Origin of the sequence: Klebsiella sp. Lac1, assembly GCF_009825425.1 — a bacterium.
GTDB lineage: Bacteria > Pseudomonadota > Gammaproteobacteria > Enterobacterales > Enterobacteriaceae > Klebsiella > Klebsiella electrica.
Window position 1 is genome coordinate 1753758 of record NZ_VJZJ01000001.1, and the last position, 19652, is coordinate 1773409.

A 19652-nucleotide genomic window follows, 5' to 3' on the forward strand; every position below is an offset into this window, starting at 1 on the left:
CTCTCCTTAACGACCGAGATACACTTCAATCACCTGCTCATTCGCCTGCACCTCGCGCAGCGAGCCCTCCGCCAGCACCTGGCCCTGATGCAACACCGTGACCCGGTCAGCGATAGTTTCGACAAACCCCATATCGTGCTCCACCACCATCAGGGAATGTTGCCCGGCGAGGGTACGAAACAGCTCGGCGGTGTACTCGGTTTCAGCATCGGTCATCCCGGCGGCGGGCTCATCCAGCAGCAACAGATGCGGCTCCTGGACCAGCAGCATGCCAATCTCGAGAAACTGTTTTTGTCCGTGCGAAAGCAGCCCTGCCGGACGCGCGCGTTCGCCATCAAGACGCAGCAGGCGCAGAATGTCGCTGATGCGGTCCTCCTGCTCGCCGTTCAGCCGCGCCCGCAGGCTGGCCCAGACCGACTTATCGCCTTTCAGCGCCAGCTCAAGGTTTTCGGCGACGGTCAGCGCCTCAAACACCGTCGGTTTCTGAAACTTACGGCCGATCCCCTGGCGGGCGATAGCGATAGGGTCAAGTCCGAGCAGGTCGATCGACTGGTCATACCGCGCCCTGCCGCTCTGTGGCCGGGTTTTGCCGGTAATCACATCCATCAGCGTCGTTTTTCCGGCGCCGTTCGGCCCGATAATGCAGCGCAGTTCGCCCACGCCAATCTGCAGCGAGAGATCCGTCAGCGCCTGAAAGCCATCAAAATTGACGTTGATGTTCTCCAGCTCAAGCACCGGGTCGGTCTGCTCGCGAAAGCGGTCCGTGGGCTGCTGGCGGGTAAAAAGGCCTTCATCCGGTTGCATCAGCGGTCTCCTTTACGTAGCAGGCCAATCACCCCGCGAGGTAAAAACAGGGTCACGATGATAAATATCAGGCCAAGAAACAGTTGCCAGTATTCCGGCATAGTGACGGTGAACAGGCTTTTCGCGCCGTTCACCAGCCCGGCGCCAAGCACCGGGCCAATTAAGGTGCCGCGCCCGCCAAGCGCGACCCAAATAGCCGCTTCAATAGAGTTGGTCGGTGACATTTCGCTGGGGTTAATAATCCCCACCTGAGGCACGTACAGCGCGCCCGCCAGGCCACACAGCACCGCCGAGAGCGTCCATACCAGCAGCTTAAATCCGCGCGGATCGTATCCGCAGAACATCAGCCGGTTTTCCGCATCACGCACCGCCGTCAGGATCCGGCCGAATTTGCTCTGCGCCAGCAGATAGCCGATTCCTAAGGTCAGCAGCAGCAGTAAAACCGTGACCATAAACAGCGCGGCCCGCGTGCTGGTCGCGGTCACGGAATAACCCAGCAGCGTGGTGAATCCGGTAAAACCGTTGTTGCCGCCAAAACCGGTCTCGTTGCGGAAAAAGAGCAGCATGCCGGCGTAGGTCAACGCCTGGGTCATGATTGAGAAGTAGACACCTTTGATTTTAGAGCGGAAAGCAAACCAGCCGAAGACCAACGCCAGCAGGCCCGGAACCAGCACCACCAACAGCATCGCCCAGGCAAAATGCTGGGTTCCCCACCAGAACCACGGCAGCTCGCTCCATGACAGAAAAGACATGAACGCCGGCAGGCCGTCGCCCGCCGCCTGACGCATCAGATACATGCCCATCGCATAGCCGCCGAGGGCGAAAAAGATGCCGTGGCCCAGCGACAGCATACCGGCGTAGCCCCAGACCAGATCCAGCGCCACGGCGACAATGGCGTAACAGAGGATTTTACCGGTCAGGGTCAGCAGCCAGGTGGAGACCGCCAGCGGATGCGACTGCGGCAGCAGCGCTAAAAAGGGCATGCTCAGCAGCCCGAGCACCAGCAATCCGCCGAGCCACTGCAGCGGTCGCGGCGCTTTGCGCGCCAGCGTCAAAGTAATAGGTTGGCTCATCAGTCAATTACCCTCCCTTTCAAGGCAAACAGCCCCTGCGGACGTTTCTGAATAAACAGAATGATCAGCACCAGAATCAGGATCTTACCCAGCACCGCCCCGAGCTGCGGTTCGAGGATTTTGTTGAAGATCCCCAGGCCAAAAGCCGCCACCACGCTCCCCGCCAGCTGGCCGACGCCGCCAAGCACCACCACCAGGAATGAATCGATGATATAGCCCTGACCCAGCTCCGGGCCGACGTTACCCAGCTGCGACAGCGCCACGCCCCCCAGTCCGGCGATACCCGAACCGAGACCAAACGCCAGCATATCCACTCGCCCGGTCGGCACACCGCAGCAGGCGGCCATCGCCCGGTTTTGGGTCACCGCCCGCACGTTCATGCCTAAGCGCGTTTTATTGAGAATTAACCAGGTGAAGAACAGCACCAGCAGCACAAAGCCGAGCACCGCCAGGCGGTTCCACGGCAGGATCAGGTTCGGCAGAACCTGCAAGCCGCCAGAGAGCCAGGCCGGGTTGGCCACTTCCAGGTTCTGGGCGCCGAACAGCATGCGCACCAGTTGGATCAGCATCAGGCTAATCCCCCAGGTGGCCAGCAGCGTCTCCAGCGGGCGACCATAGAGATGACGAATGATGGTGCGTTCCAGCGCCATGCCGATGCCGCCGGTTATCAGGAAGGCGACCGGCAGCGCGATCAGCGGATAAAAAGCCAGCCACTGCGGCGCCAGTTGAGCCAGCGCCTGCTGCACCAGCCAGCAACTGTAGGCGCCAATCATCAGCATCTCGCCATGCGCCATATTGATGACGCCCAGTAACCCGTAGGTGATGGCCAGCCCCAGCGCCGCCAGCAGCAAAACCGACCCCAGCGACAGCCCCATAAACGCCTGGCCGAGAATATCGCCGAGCAGCAGACGCTGTTTAATCTGGCTCAGGCTGTTTGCCGCCGCATCGCGCACGCGAGCGTCTGGCTCATGTTGCAGATCGGTATATGGAATCAGCAGGGCCTGGGTATCCGGATCCACGGAGTGGCCGAGCCGTTCAACGGCGGCCAGCCGACTGGCGCTGTCGGGGCTGGCAAGCTGCAAACGGGCCAGCGCAATTTCCAGCTGCGCTTTAACGCCTTCATCAGTTTCAACCGCCAGCCGTTGTTGCAACAGCCCGGCCATTTCCGCCGTCGCTTCCCGCTGCAACGTTCTGGCGGCAGCGGCCCTTTCCGTGACACTGTCACTGACCAGCAGATGCGTAGCCAGCGCCCCGGCGACCAGGTTACGCAGGCGATTGGTGAGGCGAACCGGTTTTATCGCCCCTTGTGGCGTGGGCGTAGCCCCCAGCGCCTGCTGCTGGCTGAAGGCGTGGCCGCTCTCGTCCGCCACCAGGGTTTCCGCTTTCAACGCCCGCAGCAGCGGTAGCCGCTGTGCGTCCGGCGCGGCGGCCCACTGTTCCAGCAGGCGCGCCTGCTGGGTGCGGTTGGCCGCCACAAAATCATCCGCATCCGCTGCCTGCGCCTGCCACGGCGCGATCATCACCAGTAGCGCGAGGTAATACCCCACTATGCGCCATGTGCTCATGAGTATCTCCTTGGGTCATTTCCCCGTTAACGCTAACGAGGGTAGCGCGGGAGTCCGGGACATCCCCGGCGGCGCTGGCGCTGACCGGGGCTACAGATGTCGCCCCGGCAAAACGTTCGCGCCCGCGTGAGAGGCGCTTAATTCGCGGCGGTTTTTACCGGATGATCGGGTTTCTTATCGTTGCCAGCGATCCACGGGCTCCACGGCTGAGCGCGTACCGGCTTATCGGTCTGCCAGACGACATTGAACTGACCGTTGCTTTCGATTTCGCCAATCATCACCGGTTTGTGCAGATGGTGATTGGTCGCATCCATGGTCAGAGTAAAGCCTGATGGCGCGTTGAAGGTCTGGCCAGCCATCGCTGCCCGTACCTTATCGACATTGGTGGTCCCCGCTTTGGTGACCGCCTGGGCCCACATGTGCAGCCCAACCCAGGTGGCTTCCATCGGATCGTTAGTCACCACGGTATCGGCGTTTGGCAGCTTATGGGCTTTGGCATAGGCGCGGTAATCCGCCACAAACTGTTTGTTGGTCGGGTTATCGAGCGACTCAAAGTAGTTCCACGCCGCCAGGTTCCCCACCAGCGGTTTGGTATCAATCCCGCGCAGTTCCTCTTCACCGACCGAGAAGGCCACCACCGGCACATCGGTCGCTTTCAGACCCTGGTTTGCCAGCTCTTTATAAAACGGGACGTTGGAGTCGCCGTTGATGGTTGACACCACCGCCGTTTTGCCGCCGGCGGAGAATTTCTTGATATTGGCGACGATAGTCTGGTAATCGCTGTAACCGAACGGGGTATAGACCTCTTCGATGTCTTTATCCTGGATCCCTTTTGCATGCAGGAAGGCGCGCAGAATTTTGTTGGTGGTACGCGGGTAGACGTAATCGGTGCCCAGCAGGAAGAAGCGTTTCGCCCCGCCGCCATCTTCGCTCAGCAGATATTCCACCGCCGGGATCGCCTGCTGATTCGGCGCTGCGCCGGTATAGAAGACGTTTGGCGACATCTCTTCGCCTTCGTACTGCACCGGATAGAACAGCAGACCGTTGAGCTCTTCAAAAACCGGCAGCACCGATTTGCGCGACACCGATGTCCAGCAGCCAAAGACCGCCGCCACTTTGTCCTGGGTCAGCAGCTGGCGGGCTTTTTCCGCGAACAGCGGCCAGTTTGAGGCGGGATCGACCACCACCGGCTCGAGCTTTTTCCCCAGCACGCCGCCTTTGGCGTTAATGTCGTCAATCGCCATCAGCGCCACGTCTTTCAACGGCGTTTCGGAAATCGCCATGGTCCCGGAGAGCGAATGCATAATCCCGACTTTAATCGTGTCGGCGGCATAAACCTGGAAAGAGTAGCCCATAAGAACGGTAGAGGCGGAGAGTGCAAAAGCTTTTAATAATGTTCGACGCTGCATGATTCACTCCTGAAAATCGCAAAAACGAAAATGAATAAACGACTAGCCGGAAGTGATAAGGCAAAAACGGTGCCAGGTTATCTGGCGGCGGGAAAGCGCGCGGCGGCGCGGCGGGCGTAAAACGGACCGGCAGCGTTGCCTCAAAACGGTGCAACGCTGCGCGATGAAGGGCGGTTACCAGACCTGAGCGGCGATCCCGGTGACCAGGCGAACTTTATCCCACTGCTGGGCTTCCGTCAGCGCGTTCCCCTCTTCGGTTGAGGCGAAGCCACACTGCGGGCTGAGGCAAATCTGCTGCAGCGCGACATACTGCGCGGCCTCCTGCAGACGGGCTTTCACTCCTTGCGGGTTTTCCAGCTCGCCGTTTTTGGTGGTGATTAATCCCAGTACCACCTGCTGCTTGCCCGGACGGATAAAGCGCAGCGGGGCGAAATCGCCGGAGCGGTCATTATCGTACTCAAGGAAGAACGCATCGACGTTGACGCCGCCAAACAGCACCTCAGCGACCGGCTCATAGCCGCCTTCGGAAATCCAGGTGGAACGGAAGTTACCGCGACATACGTGCAGGCCGATGGTCAAATCGTCCGGTTTGCCTTCCAGAGCCTGGTTCAGAACGCGGGCATAAATACGCGCCAGTTCATCCGGGTCCTCGCCGCGATCGCGTACCTGCTGACGCTGTTCATCGGAGCACAGATAGGCCCAGACGGTATCGTCAAGCTGCAGATAGCGGCAGCCGGCATCATAGAAGGCGCGGATGGCATCGCGCCAGGTGGTCGCCAGATCGTCGAAGTAGTCGGCGAGGTCCGGGTAAACCGTGGCGTCGATATCTTTACGCCCGCCGCGGAAATGGAGCACGCTTGGGCTTGGAATGGTCATCTTCGGCTGCGCTTCACCGCTGACGCTTTTCAGATAACGAAAATCTTCCAGCATCGGATGATCGCCAAACGCCAGTTTGCCGATGACCCGAACGCCGTGGGCTTTGGTCTGCACGCCGTTGAACTGGATCCCTTTGTCAGCATCGTAGCGTTCAACGCCTTCTAACCCATCGAAGAAATCGAAGTGCCACCATGCGCGGCGAAATTCGCCATCGGTCACCACGTGCAGCCCGCAATCGCACTGCTGCTGAACCAACTGGCGAATGGCATCATTTTCAATCTGGCGCAATTGCTGCGCATCTATGGCGCCTTCGGCAAGCTGCTGACGCGCGACTTTTATTGCATCCGGACGTAAAAAACTGCCGACGATATCTGCGCGGAACGGGGCCTGTTGACGTTGCATGGTGTCTCCTTAGCGGTAAGCACAATTAGTTGCCTGCCGTGATAGTTCATTATTTGAATTTTAGACTTCTGGATGGCTATATGTCCAGATACTGTCATGCACTGCCGTCAGCGGCAAACGAGAAAATTTCATCGGACATGAAATAAATTCATTTTGCAGCCGGCTGCCGGCAGGAAACCGGCCGCGAAAGTCAGTCGGCGAAAGGCAGCCCCTCGTCCTGCCAGCCGGTGAGGCCGCCGAGCATCATTTTGACCGGACGCCCGAGTTCAGCCAGCTTGAGAGCGGCAATATCCGCGCCGTTGCAGTGTGGGCCGGCGCAATAGACGACGAACAGCGTCTCAGCTGGCCACGCGCTCATTCGGGCGCTATCGATCAGGCGATGCGGCAAATGCAGCGCCCCGGGCAGATGCCGCCGGGCAAAGGTCTCCGCGCTGCCGACGACGTGCAGCAGGACAAAATCGCCCGCCCCGCCGCGCATGGCGCTGTAAACATCCGCGCAGTCGGTTTCGAAACTCAGTTTATGCCGGAACCAGGCGGCAGCGTCGGCGGAGGTGGCTGGGGGGAAAGCGGTTACAACACTCATGGCGTATTCTCCTTGTCTGTGGTACCACTAATTTAATGAATCCCCCCACCGAACCTCTGCCGCCAACTATGACAGAAAACGTTGAAATCCTGACAAATCCTTCCCTGAGCTTGTCGCGCCACCGGGTGGTTGTGCTGGCCTATGATGGCCTGTGCACCTTTGAGTTTGGGATCGCGGTGGAGATCTTTGGTCTTCCTCGCCCGGAGATGGGCGAGCGCTGGTACCAGTTCGCGGTCGCCGCCGTCGATGACGGTGAGCTGCGGGCTACCGGCGGGATCCGTCTGATGACCGACGGCGGGATGAATTTGCTTCACGACGCGCAGACTATCGTGGTCCCCGGCTGGCGCGGGATCGATGCGCCGGTCCCGGCGGCGCTGTGCGATGCCTTAACCGCCGCCCATGCCCGCGGTTGCCGGATTATCTCAATCTGCTCCGGCGTCTTTGTCCTCGCGGCGGCCGGGTTGCTCAATGGCCGCAGGGCGACAACGCACTGGCGATATACGGAAACTCTGCGCCAGCGCTTCCCGTCGATCGACGTGGTTGCCGATGTGCTGTACGTGGGTTCTGACGGCATCATGACCTCCGCAGGCAGCGCCGCTGGCATCGACCTGTGTCTGCACCTCGTGCGCGAGGATTACGGCATTGACGCCGCCAATACCGTGGCCAGGCGGCTGGTTGTCTCTCCGCACCGCGACGGCGCGCAGGCGCAGCAAGTGGTCCGCCCCGTCGCCCAGGCGCGGGAAAGCCAGCGCCTGGGGCTGGTGTTTGATTATCTGCATCAGCATCTCGCCGCCAGCCATACCGTGGCGTCGCTGGCCCGGCAGGCGGGAATGAGTCCCCGCACGTTTTTACGCCGTTTTCAGGCGGCGACCGGCAAAACCCCTGCTCGCTGGCTGCTGGATGAGCGGTTGCAGCGCGCGCAGCAGCATCTGACCCATAGCCGCATCAGCATCGATAAAATCGCCGAACTTAGCGGGTTCGCCGATGCCGGTACTCTGCGTCACCATTTTCGTCAGCAGTTCGCTATCAGCCCGTCGGCATACCGGAAGAAGTTTTCCGCCGCTGCGGTTGTAAAATCGTAACAGGCTCATCATTCACCGCACGCTTGATTTCACGCGGAAAAGGTTTTTCTTGTTAATTATTTGTTTAAGTTGACCAGGTTATTCTTTATGCAACAACCGTACACTATGTTTAATAAGGATCGCTTAGCGCACACTCATCAATAAATAATGGAGGTTAATCATGCTGGGAAATATGCATGTATTCATGGCAGTACTGGGAACAATTCTGTTCTTTGGTTTTCTTGCCGCGTATCTAAGCCACAAATGGGATGACTGATGAACGACGATAATCCCCACCCGTAACCGCCCCCTGCTGCTGACTGCACCAGGGGGCGTTCTGCTTTTGGCTTCCCGATCATCGTGTTAACTGGTTTCTGCCGTTTAGCCTGCATTCCTGATTGCAACCAACCGTTGCTGACCAGCCTTACGCACCCCGCACATCGTTTAACTCCGGACATTTATTTTTCCGCCCGCGTTGCCGCCAACTTTCGACATCTGTATCTGGCGATACAAAACAGGCTCTTAAGGATTCATGTTATGCAACGAATTGAATATCTGTCAGAAAATCCTTAAGGATGCTGTAATACAGAGCTATCCCGGCCAGAAGACACATAAAAAACGCCAGCACAGTTATCCAGGTTCTCATCTGTGACTTTCTGTTGCTCTGGATGCTCGTGAACGGCTTTAAATTGCGTGTAAAGGTAGTAATACATCGCAGAGCTTGCCGCAAGACAACTGACAAAGAACAATGCGCCGCCTATTTTTTTCACAACACGACCCCTTTATCGTTTTCTGTAAAATACCCGATAAAAGGTAAATATTGCTTCAACCTTCGCCTGACATTGGTTAACCAAAAGTAAACGGACAACAAGCCCACAGCACAGGTGCTGTAAACAGGTTCACCGCCGGGACTCGACTCTTGCTCGCAACTGTGCTCTGACCGGGGAAAGCGCTCAGGCCTCTTGTTTTCATTTGTATTACGACGATGTGACAGGGGTGCTGATGCAGGTGCCTCTCGCGAACACCCCTGTCATATCGACGGAAAGCAAAAACGACGCTGAACGACGTGTTGTAAGATACTGATTTATAATTTTTACTGGAGGCTAGAGGTGCGAGCGATATTTACGTCTGAATCGATAGTCCATTACTAAAGTGATAGCAACTACACTGCCAATCCACAGCAGGCCAAGGCCTAATTCAACGACACTCATAGTTTTTAACACCCATACAATTAATACGGCTGCAAATATTAGACATCGCAAGGATGTCCTACGCAAACGTTTTCGTTGCTTTTTTATGACAAAAATATTAATTGAATATTAATTGCGCTGACACTGTTCATCATTATAGCAGCCTATTTTTTGAACAAAAAAATTCTTCTGTCCATGATTCGATGGCGACACAGTATGTGAAGTTTCTACGCCGGGTGGTTTCAGTCTACGGTCGGCAAAGTCTGCCCTGTTGGTCCGCGAAAGCAGCTTGCCAAAGAAGAGCGGGAACCGCGGCAGCACCCGGCGGCATGGCGCACGGCCGTCGCTGAGTCTTCCGATCTGCTGCTGCCCCTGTGTCTGTGCATGACGATGGCTGGCCCTACCCGGGCGAATATAGATGGTGGCGTGACTGGCCGTAATGATGGCGCATTTTGCCTGTAGCATTCCGGTTTAACTGAATATGATGCTAGCTTTAGCGCTGTAAAATATTTACTGCAGGAACCTGAGTATGGCACGTAACCGCACCTTCTCTCTCAATATCGGCTGGAGAACGCTGCTCAAAGACGCCGGGCTGACGCCTGAAGACATACTGCGCAGGGCTGGCTTGCCAGATGATACGTTTTCAAGGACCGAGCGCGGTCTTGATACTGATGAATATATTCGTTTGTGGCATGCCCTTGAAGCCGGGATGAATCATCCCGCGTTCCCCCTTCCCCTTGTCGACAAAGTTTCTGCGGAAGTGTTTGATCCACCGCTTTTCGCTGCGCTGTGCAGCACGAATATGATGCAGGCGGTCCAGCGGTTGGCCCGATATAAGCAGCTCATTGCCCCTATGGTGCTGGAAACGGCCGTTGATCATAACGGCATTCTGACGGTTTCACCGCGCTGGTTATCCGCCGCGGACATCCCCGTCTCTCTACAGATCGCAGAACTGGCGTTTTTACTGCGGCTGGTACGCCTTGCAACACGCGAACCGGTCAGGGCATTAAACGTCCTGCTCCCGCAGCCTCCCATGGCTGCGCAGGCGGGCCACTTTACCCACTTCTTCGGTACAGCCATCTCACACGGCGAAAAGCCGGCTATCCGCTTTGCCGCCACGGATGCTCTGCGGCCTTTTTTGACGGTAAATGAAGGGATGTGGCAGGTCTTTGAACCTGAGCTGCGACGCCGTCTCAGCCAGCTGGATGCAACGGCGTCAACCGCTGAACGCGTGCATGCGGTACTTCTGGAGCTGTTGCCGGGTAACGAAGCCACCCTTGAAAAAACCGCAGAGCGCCTGGGGATGAGTAAACGCACACTGCAGCGCAGGCTTGAGGATGAGGGGGAGAATTTCCGCGCCCTCATCAACACCTGCCGCGAAAATCTGGCCCGCCACTATCTGTGCAACACCCGTCTGCCCGGTTATGAAATCGCATTCTTACTTGGTTTTGAAGACCCCAATTCATTTTATCGCGCCTTTATGACCTGGACAGGCCAGACCCCTGAAACGGTCCGGGCAGTCAGGCACCCTGATTAAAAGAGAACGTCATGACAAGCTCTGAAAAACATCGCGTTGTATTACTTGCAGGCGCCTCGGGCCTGGTAGGCGGGAAGCTGCTGCAGCTTCTGCTGAATGACCCGGGAGTGTCCTGCATCCACGCCCTGAGCCGTAAACCACTCAGCGTCAGCAATCCCAAATTGCAGGTCCATGTGGTTGATTTTACATCCCTGCCACAGCTTCCTCCTGCCGATGAGGCCTACCTTGCACTGGGCACAACAATAAAAATTGCAGGCAGTAAAGAGGCGTTCCGGGCGGTGGATTTTGACGCTAATCTGGCCGTTGCGCAGGCAGCGATACGGGCTGGGGTCAGCCGTATCGGGCTGGTCAGCGCTGGCGGAGCGAATGCAAGGTCATCAATGTTTTATACCCGGGTTAAGGGAGAGCTGGAGGAGGCGCTCAGAGCCTTGCCGTTAACCACGCTGGTCATTGCACGCCCCTCTTTGTTGCTTGACTCTCGTTCCGGGCTGGGACAGCCAGTTCGCCTCGGTGAAATTATTTCCATACCAATAGCCCGGCTGTTGTCTCCCGTCCTTCCCGGGGCTTACAAACCCGTAAGGGCTCTGGCTGTTGCCCGGGCGCTGGCGCAAAAGGTCCCCGTCAGTAAGGGGGTTGTTGTTCTGTCTTCTGACCAGTTGATCAAACCGGGAAGCGGGTCAGCGTGACGATGGCGGCGTGAGCGCGCTGGGGGCTGATGTGGTGATCGCCGGCGATATACTGCCATGGGCGCGCGGTATCTGATGTCAGCACTTTCCATGTTGTTACGTGTGGCGCCTTTAGCAAGCGTTCTGGCGCGTAACACAAGATAGATAAGGCATCGGTTCAGGCAAACTGGACGCCGTTCATTGATTGAGGTGCCTATGTTTACTCAGGAAAAGAAAACCGCGCTGGTCACCGGCGCTTCGTCCGGTATGGGTAAGGCCATTGCCCGTCGTCTGATTCAGGATGGCTATCAGGTGTACGCTGCAGCCCGTCATGTCGAAAAAATGACGGATCTGGTCAGTCTTGGCGCACAGTCGCTGCGGATGGATATTTCTGTCGATGAGGAGATGGTGTCCGGCGTGGCCACCATTCTGGCCCAGACCGGCGGTGTTGATGTACTGGTTAACAATGCCGGTTTTGGCCTCTATGGCCCCGTAGAAGAGATCGGTCTTGACGAAGCGCGCTATCAGTTTGAGGTTAATCTGTTCGGTGCCGCGCGGCTCACGCAGTTGCTGCTCCCGGCAATGAGGGCCAGACGCTCCGGGCATATTGTCAATATCACCTCCATGGGGGAAAGATGTACAGCATTCTGGGGGCCTGGTACCACGCAACTAAACACGCGCTGGAAGGGTGGTCAGACTGCCTCAGGCTGGAAGTCGCCGAGTTCGGGATCAAGGTCGTTATTGTTGAACCGGGGATAATAGAGACCGGCTTCGGCGATGCCGCCAGCGACAGTATTGTCAAACGTTCGGCCAACGGGCCTTATGGTCGCCAGGTGAAAATGGTGGCCAGGTCGATAAAAAAAACGTACGGACAAGGTACAGGCAGCGATCCGGAGGTCATTGCGGAAGTGGTGTCCCGCGCTGTTTATAGCCGTAACCCGCGTACGCGGTATGCAGCGGGTAAGTTTGCCAGGCTGCTTATCCGCATGCGCGTCTGGCTGGGCGACCGTATATTCGACCGCATTATTCTCAGTCAGACCCGCTGACAGGTAAACAGAGGAATGACATTTAACACATGATCATGGCTATCCCCTATCCCCTCTTCGCCAACGCCGGTTGAGCAGCATAATTTGCAATACTGGCGTTTACGACACCGGCTCCGCTTGATGTTGTCCATCAGCGACGTGTACATAAGCGAGGCTTCCCGGATGATGGCGGGAAGTTATTCTTCTTCTTTACCTTCTCTGGTGCTAGCATTCTATGGCTTTCTTTTTACAAGGACTTTGAAATGAGTATCATTTATGTGGTTGTTCTGACTTATATAAAACCGCTAGAAGACGTTGACTCGCAATTACCAGACCATGTCGAGTGGCTGAAGAAAGGTTATTCCGATGGTGTATTTTTAACCTCCGGAAGGCGCATTCCGCGTAATGGCGGCGTTATTCTCGCCAAATGTGACAGCCTTGAATCTCTGGAAGCCCGCCTTAGCCAGGATCCATTCCAAAAATTCAATATTGCTAAAGCGGAAATTATTCCCTTTGAAGCCACGATGAAAGCTACGTTACTGGAAAATATTTTTTGAGTTTATTGCGGCTCAGTCGCTTATATTGAGCCGCCCGCATAGAACCGCTTCTCGTCCTGAAAGCCCCCCGTCATACCCGCGTTTCTCACGCCACCGACCGCAGCCAATATCTTCGCCCGCGCTTTCAGCCTGGTGGGTTATTTTGCTCCACCAGCGCCAGGAACGAACACCCTCCCTTTTTATGCCGGGACAGACAAGCCATCCTCGCACTCACCGACTTCGTCAGGGAACTGTTCGGACCAGAAACATCTGGAAACACCTGGATTTTTCCTGGATGATGGATAGCGTGCAAAGTCGCACACAGCAATCATGTCATGAAGTATTTTCCCCTTGAGTGTGCCTGCTCAAGGGGATTTTTTATCGATGCATTGCACCGGGATGAAATAGCCTGCAACCGATGGATGCGACGCACTGATTAAATCACTCTGCGGATCCACTCGTTCGTTCATCAGGATGTACTGATGCCGCTTGACGCGCGTGTTGATCAGTTAATTCTTAGTGAAATTAACTTTTGCAGGCCACTATCTGAATATTTTTAGCCTCAACAACCTCGCCACTGGCCGAGACAAATGCTCCGTATACTGCTTCGCCACTTGCTTTATCAACTAAAGAAATATGGGGATCATCATGCAGTATATTTTTATGCCCCCATGCCATCAGGGAAAAAAGGATCGGTGCGAGGCTGCGCCCTTTTGCCGTGAGAACGTACTCGTAGCGTTCCCGTGTACCTTCCTCTTGATAAGGGATTTTGCAAAGCAGGCCGAGGTCTGTCATTTTTTTTAACCGGTTCGCCAGGGTCTGCTTCGTTATCTTCGTATGGCAACGTATCGTTTCAAAGCGAGTAACACCATAGAAAGCCTCTCTTAGAATCAACAAAACCCATTGATCGCCAAGCAGTTCTGCGGCTGCCGCGAGCCCGCACAGCTCAGGCAGCAAATACGGCAGTGAATTATCTTTTGACATCTCTTGTTTTACCTTTTAACCTGAGTATGATTTTAAGACCTAGATAATCATGGAGAATACAATGCCTTTCGTCAATGTGCAAACCATTAAAGGAATTATGAGTCCGGAGCAAAAAAATGAGCTGTTACGTCGCATGACCGATCTGATCGTGGAAATTGAAGGCCGCGGCGATCCTGAATTTCGCCGCTCGGTCTGGGTGAGGATTGATGAATATGAACCTGAGCAGTGGAGTCTGGGGGGAATACAACCCACATCTGAAATGATTGCGGCAAAATTCTCATCGCCACGGCAATCCTGATCCGCCGCGTTCGTCGTTTAATTACCACGACGACACCAGGTTAAGGGAATAAAGTGTGGCCCGCCAGCGGACAGCATGCATGTCCGCTTCCAACCCGCCGGCCCTGAACACTGGCTGTTTTACGCCAGGGCGGACGTTACCGGGACATCGCCATGAATCCGGTAGCGGGAAAGTCAGCCGCCCGGAAACAATACGCGAACCACGCCGGTTGATAAAAACCCATTATTTAACCATAACATCTTGTTTAAGCATGAAATATTCAACCAAACTTTCATGCTTAAACAAGCATCCCACCACAGCCATTATCCACCTGGCATGACGGAAAGCGTGGTTAAGTCGCCACAGAGGTTTTCAGCTGCTGTCGGGCAAATCACCGTCATTTTTTTTCTCCACCCAGTTTCCGTTGCTGTCTCTCTCAACCTCAACGAACTCGCCTGTTGGCGAAGGTGAGCCGCCTTCATCCTCCCACTCGCTTAAGGATTGCTGCCACTCTTCCTGCGTCATAACTTTTCCTGTGACAGAATTCCGTAAATAAATCATCGTCATCCCCCGTAATATAATCACCGTCATCACTACTATTATAGGTGAAATCCGCCATTATCCATTTTGTCCGGTGCGGCGAAAGAATACATTATTCTTCCGCAGGCAGAATCCAGGGCCTTATAAAGTTCCATCACTGCGTTTCAGCCCTGCCTGATCCTGCATTTTTGCCATAAAAAAGCCCCGCATTTGCGGGGCCTCAGAATAAGCACTGTATTACTAGTCAAAAACACCATTAATAATGGCTGTGACAATGGCGGTACTTAATGCGACCAGCACCAAATCATCGCCAACCGCACGCCATTCATATCCAGGATAATAGGGCAAATCATGAATCATGGATGCCGGGAGCGTTTTCTTCGCAATCCCCGGAGGCAATGGCTTGCCGCGGACTAAATTTTTAGCGATACCGGGAGGGAGCGCCTGATAGCCAACCAGGCCATAATTTACGGCCAGGGAGCGCGCCCGCGAGAAGCTGATATCGGAGTCGACATGGTCTGGTTTTCCATAGTTCTTGCGGTTGCCATGATCCTCATCGGACTTCCCATTTCCCTGGTTGCTATGGTCTCCGCCGTTGCCATGATTACCGCTGTTTCCGTGGTTACCACCGCCATTGCCATGCCCACCACCATTTCCGTTTCCTGGGTTTGCATAAACCGGTGCCGCAAGGACAGCAAGAGATATAACCGCCGCAAGTGCAGTTTTGAAAGTGCGACGCTTAAACATGATGATCGTTCCTTAAGATTAAGTTGACACTTTAAACATATGCCAAAGAAATACCCTTCACAATTTCATGTTTTCCTATTTTTGGAATATTCCCCGAGTGACTGAATGGGTGAAAAAAACAGAGGCCCTCGCCGGCGAAAATCGCCCGCCATGGCGCATCATTCACATCGCGACTTCAGACGATGAACCGGGCATCGTCGGCGTTTTCGAAAGGGTTGAGGAGATCCCTGGATGAATGTTAATTTATGCCCAAACCCATCCCGGCGACTTATCACTCTATGATCGTAGCAACGACTTCACGACTTTTTATTCGTTCCTTTAAGGAACAAGATGCCCTGCCGCTGCTGGAATACCTGTCTTCACCGCGCGTCCCCTGTTTTGAGGATGAAAAGCTCGATTCACTTGCGCAAGCAAGGGAAGAGGTCATGAAAAGAGCCAGCGATGCAAACCAGTTTGCCGTATGCCTCAAGGAAACGGATCAACTCATCGGGCATTTGTTTGCCGATAACCGCGCAGAACCGGACCACAATACCTGGTCCGTGGGTTGGCATTTTAATCAGCGCTATGAGGGTCAGGGCTTTGCGACGGAAGCGGTTTCCGCGCTTTTTCACTACCTGTTTACAACAAGAGAAGCCCGGCGCTTATATGCCTATGTTGAGGACTATAACCAGACCTCTCAGAGACTCTGTGAACGCCTGCATATGCGTCGGGAAGGGTGTTTTAAAGAGTTTGTTTCGTTTGTGACCGCCAGCGGCGAAGAACAATATGACGATACCTACATCTATGCCCTGCTGAAAAAAGAGTGGCTACTGGCCATTTAAAGCCGAGCGTCGCAGCGGTATTCACGGCTTGCGCATTGCCGTCAGGTTAAAGCCTGACGGCGGTTTTAGCGCGAGGAAAAAGGGTATTTGACAAAAGCGCCGTTGCTCTGGTTCCAGAATGAGCCGCTTGATCGCGATCACGAGATTATTCCGTCGCCGGGTTATTCCTTTGACTGCGGACTTTGAGGAAAATATGCAGTAATCCCATGGCTCCGTGGGCCCAGAAATAAGTTTCAATGAATACGGTCAGGAATTTATGCAGGCCCAGTACCTCATGCGCCAGCGACGAGGATGGACCAAACGCCGTATTCAGTACAAACCACAACCCGCCGCACAAAGCAACGCCCAACAGCGCCACAACACCAAGCCCCTGAATCAATGCCGCCACTCCCCCGGCATGCGCTTCGGGAAGACGCAATGAAATGAGCGTCTTGAGATCGGTAGCAATGCCGCGAAAATCGAGCTTCAGCCAGGCAAAATAGTAATCAAAACCACGCTGCATCAGCATCCAGATGAGCATCGTAATACCCAACACAATCAATGAAAATCCACAGATAATGTGCAGCCACGTCACCCATCCTGTCAGGGTAACATCGCCGAAGGCTTCGCTTTCAGTCAGTTGAGAGTTGATAATCTGGAATAAAACCAATAGCGCCACGCTGATATGTAGCGCACGAAAAAAAGGGGTGTCCCGGTGAGGGAGAGCATGACATAACGGGTCTTTCATTTTCATCATTTAACCATTTTGTTGATGGCAACGTTGCTTTCCTCAGTATCGTTGCGCTTAATTAACGAAACCTTAAAGCCACACGGAAACGGTCAATTTATTGCCCTGCAGAATCAGCAGGACGTTCGGGTATTTTGTGTCGAATACCGGGAAACCACGCGGGTCAACGCTCCCGTACGGCATTGAATATTTACCCGGGAATAATTCATAGTATATTGGGACTATCCTCTCTTTTCAGGTCTCCCTCATGTCTTACTCCATCGGTGAATTTGCCCGGCTTTGCGGGATCAACCCCACCACGCTTCGCGCATGGCAGCGTCGATATGGTCTGCTCAAACCGCAACGGACCGAGGGGGGACACCGTCTGTACAGTGATGATGATGTTCAACAGGCGCTCAACATTCTCGACTGGGTGCAAAAAGGCGTTCCCGTCAGCCAGATAAAGCCCCTGCTGGATAACCCCGTCGCCAGGCAGACGAACCACTGGTCAAGCCTGCAGGAAAGTATGCTGCAGCGATTGAAAGAGGGAAAAATCGACGCCCTGCGCCAGTTGATCTACGATGCAGGCCGCGAGTCCCCTCGCCAGGAACTGGTTGCTAAAGTGTTGCGTCCGCTGCGTGGTAAGCTGTCTGCCCGCCTCCCGACGGTGATGACGCTGCGCGAGATTCTTGATGGGATCATTATCGCCTATACCTCGTTTTGCCTCGAAGGCGACAAAAAAGCGCCGGGAGATAGCGTGCTGATAGCCGGCTGGCACCTCTCCGACCCTGGCGAAATCTGGCTGGAGGCCCTCGCCCGTACCGGCCAGGGCCATCGCATCGATCTCCTTCCTCTCCCGCCGGCGGCTCTGGCTCCCGAGATTTTTCCGCAACGAAACTGGCTGCTGGTCACCTCCGGAAAACTCACCGCGGCCCGCCAGGAGCAGATCGCATGCTGGCGGCGGCAGGTCAACACCCTCGACGTTATCTCCCTCTCCTGCGCGGATATCTCGCCGGACACGGCCCGCGACACACGCCAAAAAGAGTGACTTCCGGGGCTTTTCCACATCGCATGACGGAAAAGCCCTGGAGAAAACCGACGAATATAACCTGATGAATTAAATAGATAATAATAAATATCTTCACCAATACTTGGACAAATATTAGTTATTGTGTAAGTTTTAAGTACGCGAAGACGTCGCATGGCCCGGCAACAACCGGTCCACCCCGTTCTTCCTGCAACGAATGCAATAAGAGGATGGCAGCATGAACAGGCAACCCGCGGTCGGTATCAGCGCATGTTTAACCGGCTCAGCCGTACGATTTGACGGTGGACATAAGCGTATGGGCTTTGTGATGGACGAACTGGCGAATTGGGTCACCTTTCAACCCGTCTGCCCGGAGATGGCTATCGGCCTGCCCGTTCCTCGCCCGGCCCTGCGTCTGGTGCAAACCCGCGAAGGAACCATCCAGATGCATTTTAGCCAAACGCCTCACGACGATGTAACGGAGAAAATGGCCGGATTTACCGCGGCATTTCTCCCCAGCGTCGACGCCCTTTCTGGCTTTGTTGTCTGTGCTAAATCGCCCAGCTGCGGTATGGAGCGCGTACGGCTGTATGACGAAAAAGGCAACCGCGGACGCAAAGAGGGGGTGGGGATCTTCACGCAGAAATTGCTGATGCACTACCCGTGGCTGCCCGTGGAAGAGGATGGTCGCCTGCACGACCCGGTGTTGCGGGAAAACTTTGTCGAACGCGTCTTCGCGCTACACCAGCTAAATACCCTGCGCGCGCAGGGGCTCAGCCGTCGCGCGCTACTGGACTTCCATAGCCGGTACAAGCTGCAGCTGCTGGCGCATGATCAGGCAGGCTATCGCGAAATTGGGCCTTTCGTTGCCTCCCTTCACCAGTGGGAGGATCTGGATGCCTTCTTTGTCACTTACCGCGCTAAGCTGATGGCTATTCTGCAGCAACCCGCTTCGCGGAAAAACCATACTAACGTGCTGATGCATATCCAGGGTTACTTCCGCGATCGGCTCAATAGCCGCCAGCGCGGGGAACTTCGCGAGGTGATCCTTAACTATCGCGCCGGTTTACTGCCGATACTCGCGCCGATCACCTTACTGAAACACTACCTGGCCGAATTCCCGGATAGCTACCTGCTGACGCAAAACTACTTTAACCCCTATCCCCAGGATTTAGGGCTGCGCCTGGGCCTCCTCTGAGGAGATAAAACGGGCCCGCCGTAGCGAGCCCGTCACTGACATCGCTTTTCCCGCTATTATCTGAACGGTGAATTCAGCGCAACTTCGGCATCAGGTTCATGCGTAATGCGGTTTCGCAGATCGCGACGGAAAACCTCTATCGCCCAGAACCAGAAAATATGCCCGACCAGTTCCGAAATATATTCATCGGCGGGAATATGAAGCAGAGAAGGCGTCAGACCTAATAAAGGGAAAGAGATCCAGTGAACGGCGATGGTGGCGACAATACCCGCCCATGCCCCTTGCCATAATTTCACTTTGGGGAACACTTCCGCCACCAGGCAATAGCCAATGGCAAAGACCAGCGAGAAAATAATATGCGTGACCATCACCGGATTGATGATGTGTTCCGAAAAGGTATAAACGGTGTGAGTCGGATCAATCCCAAGGTAATCACGTAAAAAAAGATAAGGCGGGTTAAATTCATCCCTGCCTCCGGAGAAAGTACGGGGCGGTAACGGAACTTCAGCCCCCCACTTCACAAATGCCGACATCAGACCCGCAACGATCCCAACCCCTAATGCCACGCCATAACGTCGGCGCCCGGGTTCCGTTTGTGCAAAAAAATCCTTGATAGCCATTAATTA

At 55.1% G+C, this 19652-nt stretch carries 21 protein-coding genes and 1 pseudogene; 10 read left to right on the forward strand and 12 right to left on the reverse strand.

Annotation, left to right across the window (positions count from 1 at the left end):
• Positions 1–6: 6 nt before the first annotated feature.
• From urtD to FNY10_RS08350, 6 genes are all read right to left on the reverse strand, one after another.
• The gene (urtD, locus tag FNY10_RS08325; RefSeq protein ID WP_100683793.1) at positions 7–804 is read right to left on the reverse strand and encodes an urea ABC transporter ATP-binding protein UrtD; all 798 of its coding nucleotides are present in this window, start codon (positions 802–804) and stop codon (positions 7–9) included.
• On the reverse strand, positions 804–1877 hold the full coding sequence (gene urtC / locus FNY10_RS08330; RefSeq protein WP_100683794.1) for an urea ABC transporter permease subunit UrtC: 1074 nt from the start codon (positions 1875–1877) through the stop codon (positions 804–806). Before urtC ends, urtD begins: the two co-directional genes overlap by 1 nt.
• Positions 1877–3442, reverse strand: a complete 1566-nt coding sequence (gene urtB / locus FNY10_RS08335) for an urea ABC transporter permease subunit UrtB (RefSeq protein WP_141964553.1) — start codon at positions 3440–3442, stop codon at positions 1877–1879. Before urtB ends, urtC begins: the two co-directional genes overlap by 1 nt.
• A 137-nt stretch (positions 3443–3579) precedes the next feature.
• A complete protein-coding gene (urtA, locus tag FNY10_RS08340) occupies positions 3580–4851 on the reverse strand; it encodes an urea ABC transporter substrate-binding protein (protein WP_100683796.1) in 1272 nt (423 codons plus the stop codon).
• Positions 4852–5025: 174 nt separating this feature from the next.
• Positions 5026–6129, reverse strand: a complete 1104-nt coding sequence (locus tag FNY10_RS08345) for a cobalamin-independent methionine synthase II family protein (protein WP_100683797.1) — start codon at positions 6127–6129, stop codon at positions 5026–5028.
• A gap of 190 nt (positions 6130–6319) precedes the next feature.
• Entirely contained in the window at positions 6320–6712 is a 393-nt protein-coding gene (locus FNY10_RS08350) for a rhodanese-like domain-containing protein (RefSeq protein WP_160704916.1), read from the reverse strand.
• A gap of 68 nt (positions 6713–6780) precedes the next feature.
• Between FNY10_RS08350 and ftrA the strand changes: the two genes are divergently transcribed.
• Positions 6781–7794, forward strand: a complete 1014-nt coding sequence (gene ftrA, locus FNY10_RS08355) for a transcriptional regulator FtrA (protein ID WP_160704915.1) — start codon at positions 6781–6783, stop codon at positions 7792–7794.
• A 160-nt stretch (positions 7795–7954) separates the two neighbouring features.
• Positions 7955–8050, forward strand: a complete 96-nt coding sequence (gene mgtS, locus FNY10_RS08360) for a protein MgtS (RefSeq protein ID WP_004102377.1) — start codon at positions 7955–7957, stop codon at positions 8048–8050.
• A 292-nt stretch (positions 8051–8342) separates the two neighbouring features.
• Here mgtS and FNY10_RS08365 read toward each other — a convergent pair whose 3' ends face one another.
• The gene (locus tag FNY10_RS08365) at positions 8343–8543 is read right to left on the reverse strand and encodes a hypothetical protein (RefSeq protein WP_131050250.1); all 201 of its coding nucleotides are present in this window, start codon (positions 8541–8543) and stop codon (positions 8343–8345) included.
• Between the two features lie 949 nt (positions 8544–9492).
• Between FNY10_RS08365 and FNY10_RS08370 the strand changes: the two genes are divergently transcribed.
• The 4 genes and pseudogenes from FNY10_RS08370 (at position 9493) to FNY10_RS08385 (ending at position 12747) form a co-directional block, all read left to right on the forward strand.
• Positions 9493–10500: an AraC family transcriptional regulator gene (locus FNY10_RS08370; protein ID WP_160704914.1), complete on the forward strand. Its 1008-nt coding sequence runs from the start codon at positions 9493–9495 to the stop codon at positions 10498–10500.
• Between the two features lie 11 nt (positions 10501–10511).
• On the forward strand, positions 10512–11186 hold the full coding sequence (locus tag FNY10_RS08375) for an NAD(P)H-binding protein (protein ID WP_131050248.1): 675 nt from the start codon (positions 10512–10514) through the stop codon (positions 11184–11186).
• 195 nt (positions 11187–11381) lie between these two features.
• Positions 11382–12211, forward strand: a pseudogene (locus FNY10_RS08380) (oxidoreductase).
• Between the two features lie 242 nt (positions 12212–12453).
• Positions 12454–12747: a YciI family protein gene (locus FNY10_RS08385; protein ID WP_100683800.1), complete on the forward strand. Its 294-nt coding sequence runs from the start codon at positions 12454–12456 to the stop codon at positions 12745–12747.
• A 504-nt stretch (positions 12748–13251) separates the two neighbouring features.
• On the opposite strand, the gene FNY10_RS08390 is transcribed toward FNY10_RS08385, so the two are convergent.
• Positions 13252–13710, reverse strand: a complete 459-nt coding sequence (locus tag FNY10_RS08390) for a winged helix-turn-helix transcriptional regulator (protein WP_131050246.1) — start codon at positions 13708–13710, stop codon at positions 13252–13254.
• A 61-nt stretch (positions 13711–13771) separates the two neighbouring features.
• Between FNY10_RS08390 and FNY10_RS08395 the strand changes: the two genes are divergently transcribed.
• Positions 13772–14008, forward strand: coding sequence for a tautomerase family protein (locus FNY10_RS08395; protein WP_100683802.1), 237 nt, complete (start codon positions 13772–13774; stop codon positions 14006–14008).
• Between the two features lie 351 nt (positions 14009–14359).
• Here FNY10_RS08395 and FNY10_RS08400 read toward each other — a convergent pair whose 3' ends face one another.
• Positions 14360–14512 carry a hypothetical protein gene (locus FNY10_RS08400; protein ID WP_160704913.1) on the reverse strand — a complete coding sequence of 51 codons (153 nt, stop codon included), beginning with the start codon at positions 14510–14512 and terminating at the stop codon, positions 14360–14362.
• 255 nt (positions 14513–14767) lie between these two features.
• Positions 14768–15274 carry an anti-virulence regulator CigR family protein gene (locus tag FNY10_RS08405; protein ID WP_160704912.1) on the reverse strand — a complete coding sequence of 169 codons (507 nt, stop codon included), beginning with the start codon at positions 15272–15274 and terminating at the stop codon, positions 14768–14770.
• A gap of 278 nt (positions 15275–15552) precedes the next feature.
• Between FNY10_RS08405 and FNY10_RS08410 the strand changes: the two genes are divergently transcribed.
• The gene (locus tag FNY10_RS08410) at positions 15553–16095 is read left to right on the forward strand and encodes a GNAT family N-acetyltransferase (protein ID WP_160704961.1); all 543 of its coding nucleotides are present in this window, start codon (positions 15553–15555) and stop codon (positions 16093–16095) included.
• Positions 16096–16240: 145 nt separating this feature from the next.
• On the opposite strand, the gene FNY10_RS08415 is transcribed toward FNY10_RS08410, so the two are convergent.
• Positions 16241–16822 (reverse strand): cytochrome b/b6 domain-containing protein, encoded by a 582-nt coding sequence (locus tag FNY10_RS08415; protein WP_160704960.1) that lies wholly within the window; start codon positions 16820–16822, stop codon positions 16241–16243.
• A gap of 247 nt (positions 16823–17069) precedes the next feature.
• Between FNY10_RS08415 and FNY10_RS08420 the strand changes: the two genes are divergently transcribed.
• Positions 17070–17849, forward strand: coding sequence for a MerR family transcriptional regulator (locus FNY10_RS08420; protein ID WP_100683805.1), 780 nt, complete (start codon positions 17070–17072; stop codon positions 17847–17849).
• 217 nt (positions 17850–18066) lie between these two features.
• Positions 18067–19026, forward strand: coding sequence for a DUF523 and DUF1722 domain-containing protein (locus FNY10_RS08425; RefSeq protein WP_160704911.1), 960 nt, complete (start codon positions 18067–18069; stop codon positions 19024–19026).
• A gap of 56 nt (positions 19027–19082) precedes the next feature.
• On the opposite strand, the gene FNY10_RS08430 is transcribed toward FNY10_RS08425, so the two are convergent.
• The gene (locus FNY10_RS08430) at positions 19083–19646 is read right to left on the reverse strand and encodes a YagU family protein (protein ID WP_131050241.1); all 564 of its coding nucleotides are present in this window, start codon (positions 19644–19646) and stop codon (positions 19083–19085) included.
• Between the last annotated feature and the right edge of the window lie 6 nt (positions 19647–19652).